Genomic DNA, 11903 nt, shown 5'->3' with positions numbered 1-11903 from the left:
ATCAAAGTATCACCATCAATAATAAACTCAGTCGCTGAAGAACGGTATAAATCAACCTTTTGGAACTTATACCCTCTCTCACACATCTCCAATGCCAGTTCAAGCACTGTCAATGTATTCTTTTCTTTTGGTGAGGCATCAAGGCCTTTGCTGTTGATATCTTCTATCTTCGCCCTGATTGCCTGGCTGCCCCTCACCATCGCTTCAATATCAAAGTCTTCCGCACGCACAGTAAAGTAGGCAGAATAATAGAGCAAAGCATGGTGGACTTTAAAGTAGGCAATCCTGACAGCCATCAACACGTAGGCTGCAGCATGGGCTTTCGGGAACATATACTTGATTTTTTTACATGAATCAATATACCAGTTTGGAACCCCGTTTTTCATCATTTCCTCTTCCCATTCCGGCTGCAGTCCTTTTCCTTTCCTGACAAACTCCATAATTTTGAAGGCCAGAGAAGGTTCAAGTCCCTGATAAATCAAATAAACCATGATATCATCACGACAGCCGATTACTTCACTCAGGTTACAGATGTTGTTATGAATCAATTCCTGGGCGTTTCCAAGCCAAACATCCGTTCCATGAGACAGTCCTGAAATCTGAACAAGCTCCGAGAATGTTGTCGGCTTTGTATCCTCAAGCATCTGCCTTACAAATCGTGTACCGAATTCAGGTATGCCGAGCGTTCCGGTTTTACACATGATTTGTTCCTCTGTAACACCAAGGGACTCGGTTCCACTGAATATCTTCATGACCTCAGGATCATCTGTCGGTATTGTTTTAGGATCGATACCGGATAAATCCTGAAGCATTCTGATAACTGTCGGATCATCGTGCCCCAGAATGTCTAGTTTCAACAAGTTGTCATGAATGGAATGGAAATCAAAGTGGGTTGTTTTCCATTCTGAATTTTTATCATCTGCCGGGAATTGGATTGGCGAAAAGTCAAAAATGTCCATATAATCCGGTACAACGATAATTCCTCCAGGATGCTGCCCGGTGGTTCTCTTAACACCCGTACACCCTTGAGCCAGCCTATCTACCTCTGCTCCCCTGATTTGAAGGTTGTTATCAGATGCATATCCTTTTACATATCCAAAGGCTGTTTTATCTGCAACTGTACCGATTGTTCCTGCACGGTAAACATTGTCCTCACCAAACAGTACTTTCGTATAATCGTGGGCCTTTGGCTGGTATTCACCAGAGAAGTTCAAGTCAATATCCGGAACTTTGTCCCCTTTGAAGCCGAGGAATGTTTCAAATGGGATGTCGTGCCCATCTTTTTTAAAGACATTTCCACACTCGGGACAATTCTTGTTAGGCAGGTCAAAGCCTGATCCGACTGAACCGTCATCAAAGAACTCCGAATGTTTACATTTCGGACATACGTAATGAGGAGGGAGCGGATTGACTTCTGTGATTTCTGTCATTGTGGCCACAAAAGAAGAACCGACAGATCCACGGGAACCTACCAGATATCCGTCACTAAGTGATTTTTTAACCAGTTTTGCTGAAATCAAATAAATAACCGCAAATCCATGACCGATGATACTTTTCAATTCTTTTTCAAGCCGAGCTTCAACAATTTCCGGCAGTTCTTCACCGTAAATGCTCTTGGCCATTGCATAGCTCATCCGGCGCATCTCTTCATCTGCACCCTCGATTTTCGGTGTATACAAATCGTCTTTAATCGGTTTGATTTCATCAATTAAATCAGCGATCTTATTTGTGTTTGTCACTACAATTTCCTTGGCCTTTTCTTTCCCGAGGAAAGAGAAGCAGTCAAGCATTTCATTGGTTGTCCTGAAATGGACATCAGGCAGTTTATGACGGTTCAGCGGGTTCGCGCCCCCCTGAGAGCCTACAAGGATTTCCCTGTGAACTTTATCCGTTGGGTTAATATAGTGGACATTCCCTGTAGCGACAACTGGAAGATCAAGTTTTTCTCCAAGTTGGACGATATTGCCGATAATCTCTTCAAGGTTCTGATCAGATTGAATCAACTCAAGTTCAATCAAATGCTGATAGACTTCTTTAGGGTGGACTTCCAGGTAATCATAGAAACGCGCTGCTTCCTCCACTTCTTCAGGAGCCTTTTGCATCATTCCTTCAAAGACTTCTCCCTTGTCACATCCAGACCCGACGAGAATCCCGCTTCGGTACTTTTGGAGCAATGATCTCGGAATTCGGGGAACACGGAAAAAATACTCAAGATGTGAAATCGTCACAAGCTTAAACAAGTTTTTCAACCCTTCTTCGGTTTGCGCCAGCAATGTCACATGAGACGGCCTGGAACGTTTATACGCATCACCTTTCCCCATGTAATCATTAAACTGATCATGGTAGATGATACCTTTTTCATTGGCATCTTTCAGCATTTTAAGAAGCAGATAGCCTGTTGCTTCAGCATCATAAATTGCCCTGTGATGCTGTGTAAGTTCTACGTCAAACTTCTTGGCAAGAGTATTCAAGCGGTGATTCTTCATCTCTGGATATAAAAGTCTAGCCAATTCAAGAGTGTCAATTACAGGGTTCTCAGCCTTATCCAATCCAGCCTTCCCATATCCAACATTCAGAAACCCCATATCAAACGAGGCATTATGAGCGACAAGAACCGCGTCTCCAGCCCAATCCTTGAATGCTTTCAATGCTTCAGCGACTTCAGGAGCACCCTCAACCATGTCATCAGTGATGCCGGTCAAGTTGATGGTTGTTGCTGATAACGGATGATGCGGATTGGCGAACGATTCAAACCTGTCAATGATCTCACCATCCCTAATCTTCACCGCAGCCAGTTCAATAATCGTGTTATACATGGCTGATAACCCTGTTGTTTCAACGTCAAAGACAACATATGTGTCTTCTTCAAGGTTTCTGTGGGCATCGTTATACGCGATTGGTATCCCATCATCAACCAAATTGGCTTCTAATCCATAAAGGATTTTGATGCCGTTTTTTTTACTGGCATTATATGCTTCAGGGAAAGATTGCACGACTGCGTGGTCCGTGATGGCCACAGCTTTGTGTCCCCACTTGCTGGCTTGTCCGACCAGATTGGCGACTGACGAGACAGCATCCATTTGACTCATTGGTGTATGAAGGTGGAGTTCCACCCTTTTTTCATCGTCTGGAGCTGTATCTTTTCTCAGTACAGGGGTAATCTCGTTGACATCATTTGCGATCATGACCAGGTCTCTGACAAATGTATCATTTTGAATGCTTCCTCTGCATCGGACCCACATTCCTTTTTTCAATCTGGTCATGACAGCAGCATCCTCTTTATCACGAGAGAACATCTTGACCATGATTGAACTTGTATAGTCAGTGATCTTGAAAGTCAGTAACGTACGACCGCTGCGAAGTTCCTTTGTCTCAGCAGCAAACACATACCCTTCAAGCGCTATTCTTCTTTCTTCATCATGGATTTGTTCAATTTTCCTGAACTCTGCATCATCCTTGATGGTCAATCCGATGCTGACCGGTCCTGATGGAGCAGCATCCTGATCTTTTTCGTTAGCCTGTTTTTGCATCTCGACGACTGCCTGTTTGGCTCTTTCTTCATCTTCAAGTCTCTTGGCTTCCAAAAATTTCTGATAGTCGTCATTTCCTTTGTCGAATTGTTTGACCTCTGCGTCAATGGTATAGGCCGGAAATCCGAAATTCTGGAAGACTGAAGAAATAAAACTTGAATATTTCCTCTTCAAGGCAGTGGCTTCCGTTTCATTGGATGTCTGGACGATGATTTTATTGCCTTTAATAGTTGGAACCTGCTGATTCAAAAGGGCAAGTAACGGCGGTGAGATACCGTCAATTTCTTTAATGCATTCATTCCAATAATCAAGTAACTGTTCGTGTGTATGTGTGTCATCCAAAAGCTTTATGGAAAACTGGACTCTGGCAATGTGTTGAAAGGCCTGGTGCAGCCTGACTGAAAAAGCATTCCACACCGAACAGGGCACAAGCTTTTCCAAGGTGAAGTAAAAGTGCCACTTTTTTTCCTGACGATCAACCAATAGCTTATCGATTTGGGCCGACTGAAAATGCTGCACAACAGCATCCTCTGTCAAACCAAGCTGCATAAGCAATACTTGAAATCTTTCTTTTTTACCGGCGGGATTATCTCGCAATTTATTTCTCCCCCATTCTTTTTTCTGTCTCTATATAAAAGGCTTCGTATAGATTGTTGCTTTCGGAAAAAATTTCCCCCAGGTTAAAAGGTGTTTTCTCTCTGAACAGGGAGAGTATCTCTTTTCTTCCTTGCTTACCAGGATATTTCGAGTGAATGCTGTCTATATTTCTCGAAATTCATATTAAATAGCAACAAATTTTACAAAAAGAGCCATATAAAACGTTTAACTAATAAAGTTGCATTTCCAGTTTATCAAAATATGCGTTTTTTGACCTGTGATGGATAACTAAAAGCTGAAAAATATATTCTCCTGATTAGACGCCTGATGTTCATTTTAATTGTTGGTAAACATCTCAGCTTAGCGGGACGTCACTCCAGAAAATATATTTTGTAGGTGAGTAACTGAAAGTTAGGCATTTCACCTGCAAATCAGAATCGAATTGGTAGGTGATTCCTAAAATAAGCTCGACTTACCTGCAAATAAAAAATCCAAGTTTATTATTAAGAAAAGACAGAAGAAAGGGACTGATCTAAATGATCAGACCCTCCAGTCTTTTGGAACTATCATATGAATTCCTTTCTATCATACCATAAATTCCATCAATATTGATTGCGAAATAATTCCTGCAATTTAGCTGTCAGCTCGTCTTTATGAACCTCAATTACATCTCCGGTTTTTCTGATTTTCACTTCCACCACACCATCAGCGGCTTTTTTACCGACAGTAACCCTGAAAGGCAATCCAATTAGGTCGGAGTCTGTAAATTTTACACCCGGACGTTCTTGTCGATCGTCAAGCAGGACATCAAATCTTTGTTCCTTTAATTCTGAGTACAGCTGTTCAGCTAGTTCCCTTTGCTCATCGTTTTTAATATTGATCGGGACAATATGAACATCAAACGGCGTCAGGCTGGAAGGCCACTGAAGTCCATTTTCATCACAGTACTGCTCTGCCACGGCTGCCAGTGTCCGCGAAACTCCAATCCCATAACACCCCATAATCATGGACTGGGCTCTGCCGTTTTCATCCAGGTATTGGGCACCCATTGCATCGCTGTACCTTGTTCCCAGTTTGAAAACATGTCCTACTTCTATTCCTTTAGCAAATACAATCGTTCCTTGTCCATCAGGAGACGGGTCTCCTTCTTGAATGAAACGAAGGTCCGCAAATTGATCTACATTAAAATCTCTTTCAAGATTTACGTTGGTGAAGTGGAATCCTTCTTCATTTGCTCCACATACTGCATTCTTTTGATATTTGACAGCTTCATCAGCAATGATTTTCACATCTGCTTTCAGGTTTACCGGCCCTATAGAACCTACAGGCGCATTTAGCAATTCCTTAGTTTCCTCAGCAGAAGCCAACTCAACAACAGATGCATCAAGCAGATTTTTCACTTTGATATCATTCACTTCATGATCGCCTCGAACCACTACAAGGACAAATTCCTCATCCACTTTAAACAGTAGGGATTTCAAGCACTTATCTTTTTCTACCTGTAAATGGCTGCTTACTTCTTCAATGCTCTTCTGCCCTGTAGTCTCAATTTTTTGCATTTCGTTTTCAGCTTCTGTCGACTCCTCATAGCGGGCTGTAACCGGGGCCATTTCAATATTGGCGGCATATTGAGAAGTATCAGAGTACGCTATCGTATCTTCTCCTATGTCTGATAGGACCATGAATTCATGGGTATCTTTTCCGCCCATTGCTCCGGAGTCCGCGATAACTGCCCTGAAATTCAAGCCGCAGCGTGTGAACACATTGGAATATGCCTGAAAGATCTTTTCATATGTATCATCAAGACTTTCATAAGAAGAGTGGAATGAATAGGCATCTTTCATGATGAACTCTCTGCCTCTAAGCAAACCAAAGCGTGGTCTTTTCTCATCCCTGAATTTTGTCTGAATTTGGAATAAGGTCAACGGCAGTTTCTTATATGATTTGATTTCATCCCTCACTAGGGAAGTAATCACCTCTTCATGAGTGGCACCAAGTGCAAAACTGCGTTTATGCCTGTCTTCCAATCGCATAAGTTCCGGTCCGTATGTGCCCCATCTCCCTGATTCCTGCCAAAGTTCTGCTTGTTGAAGTGCAGGCATCAATAGCTCCACTCCGCCGGCATTGATCATTTCTTCCCTGATAATTTCTTCTACTTTCTGAAGCACCTTTCGTCCAAGCGGAAGAAAGCTGTAAATACCGCTGGAATTCTGCCTGATAAATCCGGCACGGAGTAACTGCTGATGACTTTTCACTTCTGCATCTGCAGGTGTTTCCCTTAAAGTCGGTATCAACGTCATACTTTGTTTCATATACTGCCACCTCAATTAATATTAGTTTTTTATGTAAAGCTGGTTTTGGAAAAGTAGGTAAATAAAAACTATAAGATTACTCATAAGAAAAGAGAACGAACAGGTTCATTCTCTTTTCTTGCTTTAAATTTATCCTACAGGAAGAAACGCTGAATATCATTCCAGGTTACTACCAGCATCAGAACCATCAGGAGTGCGAATCCAATAAAATGGACCATCCCTTCCTTCTGACGATCTACCGGCTTTCCTCTGATTGCTTCTACTGCAAAGAACATCAATCTTCCTCCATCCAAAGCTGGAATAGGAAGAAGGTTCATAATCCCGAGGTTGATGCTGAGAATGGCCCCCCATCTCATCAGGTAATAAATACCCGACTTGGCTACGATGTCCGTGGATTGGTATATCCCAACAGGACCGGATAATGCATCTATCGAGAACTGTCCGGTGACCAATTTACCAAGCATCACAAAGATCAGTTTCGTCCATTCGTAAGTCTGTTCAAATCCGTTGCTGATCACTTTTAAAGGGGATTTTTCAACAGGACTATGAACACCGATGATGCCAATTTCCTTATCCTCAATGACCTGCGGCTTAGGAGTTACTGTAAGTTCCTCTGTATTGCCGTTTCGATCGATAGTGAACAGCAATTGATCTCCCGGATGTTGTTGAATAACGGTAACGATGTCTTCCCAAGTGGAAATCTCATTGCCATCAATGCTCAATACTTGATCACCTTGCTGCAATCCGGATTCCTTCGCAGCACCATCCTCAGTGAGTTTTCCAAGTACTGGCTCATTGACGGGTACACCTTGGAGTATTCCTACGAGCAAAAAGATGAAAAATGCCAGGATGAAGTTGAAAAGGGGCCCTGCAAAGATGGCCATAGCTCTTTGCCCTAACGTTTTTGAAGCGAACTGCCGGTCCCAAGGAGCAATTTGTGTTTCAATACCATCTTCAATGATCATGGCATCCCGGCTGATAGGGAACGTCTTTAACTCATCTTCTCCATCTTCATAACCGCGGATAAACAGCTTATGTTCAAGATCGCTTTGTTCCACTTCCACTACCCGGATATTAGGGTATTTGTCTTTATTATTCAAGACGATTTTTTGGATTGTTTCATCCTCATTTAAAATCAACCCTACCCGGTATCCCGGCTTGATATCGATCATTTCCGGGTCTTCCCCTGCCATACGGACAAAGCCGCCGAGCGGAAGAAGCCTTATTGTGTAGGTTGTTTCTGATTTTTTATAAGAGAACACTTTCGGCCCGAAGCCAATTGCAAATTCCCGGCACATGATACCTGCCCTTTTGGCAAAAATTAAATGACCTAACTCATGAAAGAAAACAAGTGCGCCAAAAATGACAATAAAGGCTATCACTGTCTGCAAATAGAAAACCACCTTTGTAAATGATGTGTTGATGAAATACCTGACCTGGCGATATAGAAACTATCGTTTGGCAGTAATATCCTTCTTCAGTGGATACAGTAACTCTGTATCTTTTTTGTTGAATGACTCCTTAGAGGAGTTTTGCTTAATCAAGATGCATTGATTGGACAAAACGCCTCGTTTCAGCATCAATTGTTCTGATTGTATCCAAATCCGGCTGTTTGATCAATTCATGTTTGTCCAGCGCTCTCTCGATTAGGCTTTCAATTTGCAGGAAAGAGATTTCTCCATTCAGAAATCTCGCAACCGCTGCTTCGTTTGCCGCATTTAGCACAGCCGGCATTGACCCGCCAGCCTTCCCTGCTTCAAACGAAAACCTTAGGCAGCGAAAGCGCTCAAAGTCCATTTCCTCAAAATGCAGCTTTCCAATCTCTGCAAGGTTCAGCCTGCTCCCCTGGTGTCTCTCGAAGCGATCTGGATATGTAAGAGCATATTGAATCGGCACCCTCATATCCGGTGTCCCCAGTTGAGCCATTACGGAGCTGTCATGAAATTCCACCATGGAATGGATGATGCTCTCTCTATGCAATAATACTTTTATATCATTGTACGGAATTCCGAACAGCCAGTGTGCTTCAATGACTTCCAACCCTTTATTCATCATTGTCGCTGAGTCGATTGTAATCTTGGCACCCATGGACCAATTGGGGTGGTTAAGTGCTTCATCCACTGTTACACCTTCCAGCTCATCCCGCGTGCGGTCCCGGAAACTGCCTCCCGAAGCTGTAATGATAAGAGAATCTATAGTCTTGTGATCCTCCCCCTGCAAACATTGAAAGATAGCCGAATGTTCACTGTCCACCGGTAAGAGAGAAACACCGTTTTTGCGTGCAGCATCCATTACAATGTGACCTGCCGTCACCAGGGTTTCTTTATTGGCAATTGCTATTGTCTTGCCTGATTCTATCGCCTGCAAAGTTGGATAGAGCCCGACACTTCCCAAGACAGCATTCACAAGGATGTCAGAATCCTGATGGCAGGCAACCTCAAGCAGCCCTTCCTCTCCCCATAATACCTTTGTCCCTGGCGGAAGGTCGTTTTGAAGTGAGAGTGCATCTTCTTTTAACTGGACTGATACAACTTTCGGGCGAAATTCATTAATGATTTTTTTTGTTTCTGCAATATTCCTGCCGGCTGATACGGCTGTAAGGTCAAACTCATCCTCATGTTCACGGATAACATCAAGCGTTTGCAGACCAATTGATCCGGTCGCTCCCATTAAACTGATTTTCTTCAAAACATTCACTCCTACATGTAAACACTTTCTGCCTTAAGCTTTCACAAGTTCTCTTATAACTTATATCACATTAAGAAAATGAAGCAGGGGCAGTACGAATAACAGGCTGTCGAAACGATCCAGAATACCTCCATGGCCCGGAAGCAAGTGACCTGAATCCTTCACATTATAATGGCGTTTTAAAGCAGATTCCACTAAATCACCTATTTGCCCAAAAACAGACAAGATAGCTGATACGATCAAAAGCTTAGGGAGCGATACATTAAGGTCAGCCACAAAGGTAAAGATGATGGCCACGATCATAGCGCAAACCACACCGCCTATTGACCCTTCAATTGTTTTATTCGGGCTGATATCAGGCCAAAGCTTTCTTTTTCCAAAAGCCCGTCCAATAAAGTAAGCACCTGAATCAGTTGCCCATATCAGAAACAGAGAATAGAAGACGAACTGTACTCCTGCATCTGCATCCCTTGTTTCAATGAAGTAGTAAAACCCTATTCCCACATAAAGAGTTGCCAGGATAGAAAACGCAACATCATCGAACGAAAATCGGTTCTTCGCTGCCACTGTGTAAGTAAGGAACAACAGGACCGCTAAAAGAGCAAGTTCAATTTTGCTGTATCCTAGCCCCTCTATAACATCAATATATTGATCAGGAAGTAAAAAAATCCATAAAAGTGCCATAGAAATGAATCCTGGGATTGAAAATATCTTGAGATTCCTCATCTTTAAAGCTTCATACAACCCTATTGTTGCAATTAAATATGTCAATATCAAGAAGGGCGTGCCGCCAAAAAGTACGATTGGCAAAAAGACAGCCGCTGCTATGACACCAGTCAGTATTCTTTGTTTCATTCTAATTCCTCACTTTGTACACCGCCGAACCTTCTTGATCTTCCCTGATATACTTCAATCGCTTCTATTAAATGCTCTTCTTGAAAATCAGGCCATAATACCGGAGTAAACCAAAATTCAGTATAAGCCAGCTGCCAGAGCATGAAATTACTTAATCGTATTTCACCGCTCGTTCGTATCAAAAGGTCAGGGTCCGGGAGATCCTTAGTCATTAAATAATTTGAGAAGGTTTCTTCGTTTATTTGATTTTTATCTATTATACCATTGCTGACATCATTTAAGACATCTTTAACAGCTTCAATGATTTCGAATCGGCTGCCATAATTCAAGGCAAAGTTTAAAACAAGCCCATCATTATGTTCCGTTTCCTTCATTGCTTTTTTTATAGCGTTCGATGTGTGCGATGGAAGGTTGTCCTCATAGCCCATCATGGTCACCTTTACATTTTCTTCGATAAGTTCCGGCAAGAATGTTCCAAGAAACTCTTCAGGCAGTTTCATCAGGTATTCCACTTCCATCTTAGGCCTTTTCCAATTCTCAGTTGAAAAGGCATATAGAGTCAATGTTTTGACTCCAAGGGCATTAGCCATCTTCGTAATTTTACGCACCACTTTCATGCCTTCATGATGGCCTGCAATCCTTGGAAGCGCTCTTTTCTTTGCCCACCTCCCATTGCCATCCATAATGATTGCGATATGATTAGGGATTCGATGCTTTAGCACTTCATGAAATTTTTCGTCAAATTCAGGCTTCCCTTTTTGACTTTTCCATAATTTCATTTTATTTAACATAATTGATCCTCCACAAAAACATTAGTATCAATTTCATTTATTAAAAAATATTCGCAAGGTCCATACCTTCATCAGACCCGCAGCCTCTTTTCAATCTTGACCATACTATTCAAGTTTCATTACTTAACATGCCCGTCTTTGTGAGCTTTGTCTGATTTGTCTACAGTCCTTCTTCGCTCATGGCAGTCCAAGAGATCCTGAAATGAACAATGATTCGCTGTATCAGCGGCTCTAAGACTTAGCCCGAACTGTCAAAGATTTAGATTATTTACTGGAAGTCTCAACAAGCCCAGCTAAAATGTATAGGATAGCGATAAGTACGAAAAGCGAATACGAAATTGACTGTAATTACTTTTTCCCTACTATCATATCAAAAATATGTATATATATCTTCAATAAACACGAATTCACTCAACTCGTCAAAAAATGCATACTGTTGAAGCAGCAATTTACCACTGACTTACAGATGAAAAAAACCCCCTTGAATAGAGGGTTTTTTTCAAAAGATTGAGTAATGGAATTAAACTTCCAAAATTTCTTTTTCTTTATCTTTTGCAATGGAATCAATTTGATTAATGTGGTCGTCTGTGAGCTTTTGAACATCATCAGAATAACCTCGAAGATCATCTTCAGTGATGTCTCCATTCTTTTCTAACTTTTTAAATTCGTCATTTGCATCGCGGCGGATGTTACGGATTGCAACCTTTGCATCTTCTGATTCTTTTTTCACAAGCTTAACAAGGTCTTTTCGGCGTTCTTCCGTCAATTGAGGAATCACGATGCGCAGGATATTCCCGTCACTTGACGGAGTGATACCAAGGTCTGACTTCATGATTGCTTTTTCGATATCTCCCAAAGCAGATTTATCATAAGGCTGAATAACAAGCATTCTGGCTTCAGGGACAGAAATTCCAGCTAACTGGTTTACCGGAGTTGGAGCTCCGTAATAGTCTACTGTGATTTTATCCAGCAAAGAAGCGTTTGCTCTTCCGGCACGGATAGAAGCCAGCTCCCTTGTGAAAGTTTGGATTGCTTTTGTCATTCTTTCTTTTGTGTTGGACATAACGTTACTTGGCATTATGCTTTCCCCCTAACTATTGTTCCGATAGATTCACCTAAAACAGCGCGTT

7 protein-coding genes are annotated in these 11903 nt (G+C 42.0%); all 7 read right to left on the bottom strand.

All coding sequences use genetic code 11. From position 1 onward, the window contains the following. The coding region (locus tag BSG1_RS17090) for a PolC-type DNA polymerase III (protein ID WP_044023089.1) at positions 1-4079 on the bottom strand (4079 nt) is incomplete at its 3' end. A gap of 650 nt (positions 4080-4729) precedes the next feature. Then, positions 4730-6439, bottom strand: a complete 1710-nt coding sequence (locus BSG1_RS17085; protein WP_006838433.1) for a proline--tRNA ligase — start codon at positions 6437-6439, stop codon at positions 4730-4732. A 134-nt stretch (positions 6440-6573) separates the two neighbouring features. Continuing rightward, positions 6574-7830: an RIP metalloprotease RseP gene (gene rseP, locus BSG1_RS17080; protein WP_044023088.1), complete on the bottom strand. Its 1257-nt coding sequence runs from the start codon at positions 7828-7830 to the stop codon at positions 6574-6576. A gap of 145 nt (positions 7831-7975) precedes the next feature. Continuing rightward, entirely contained in the window at positions 7976-9127 is a 1152-nt protein-coding gene (locus BSG1_RS17075; RefSeq protein ID WP_044023087.1) for a 1-deoxy-D-xylulose-5-phosphate reductoisomerase, read from the bottom strand. Between the two features lie 60 nt (positions 9128-9187). Continuing rightward, on the bottom strand, positions 9188-9982 hold the full coding sequence (locus BSG1_RS17070; protein WP_006838430.1) for a phosphatidate cytidylyltransferase: 795 nt from the start codon (positions 9980-9982) through the stop codon (positions 9188-9190). Continuing rightward, the gene (locus BSG1_RS17065) at positions 9979-10773 is read right to left on the bottom strand and encodes an isoprenyl transferase (RefSeq protein WP_006838429.1); all 795 of its coding nucleotides are present in this window, start codon (positions 10771-10773) and stop codon (positions 9979-9981) included. Before BSG1_RS17065 ends, BSG1_RS17070 begins: the two co-directional genes overlap by 4 nt. 520 nt (positions 10774-11293) lie before the next feature. After that, positions 11294-11851 (bottom strand): ribosome recycling factor, encoded by a 558-nt coding sequence (frr, locus tag BSG1_RS17060; protein WP_006838427.1) that lies wholly within the window; start codon positions 11849-11851, stop codon positions 11294-11296. Positions 11852-11903 lie beyond the last annotated feature (52 nt).

Origin of the sequence: Bacillus sp. SG-1, from assembly GCF_000181495.1 — a bacterium.
Classification (GTDB): Bacteria; Bacillota; Bacilli; order Bacillales; family Bacillaceae_B; genus Rossellomorea.
Note: the sequence above shows the minus strand (reverse complement) of the source record. Positions and strands in the feature narration are given on the sequence as shown.

Excerpts from the sequence above, each read along its gene's own strand:
- BSG1_RS17085 (WP_006838433.1), bottom strand. The coding sequence starts at position 6,439 with ATGAAACAAAGTATGACGTTGATACCGACTTTAAGGGAAACACCTGCA.
- BSG1_RS17070 (WP_006838430.1), bottom strand. The coding sequence starts at position 9,982 with ATGAAACAAAGAATACTGACTGGTGTCATAGCAGCGGCTGTCTTTTTG.
- frr (WP_006838427.1), bottom strand. The coding sequence starts at position 11,851 with ATGCCAAGTAACGTTATGTCCAACACAAAAGAAAGAATGACAAAAGCA.
- BSG1_RS17065 (WP_006838429.1), bottom strand. The coding sequence starts at position 10,773 with ATGTTAAATAAAATGAAATTATGGAAAAGTCAAAAAGGGAAGCCTGAA.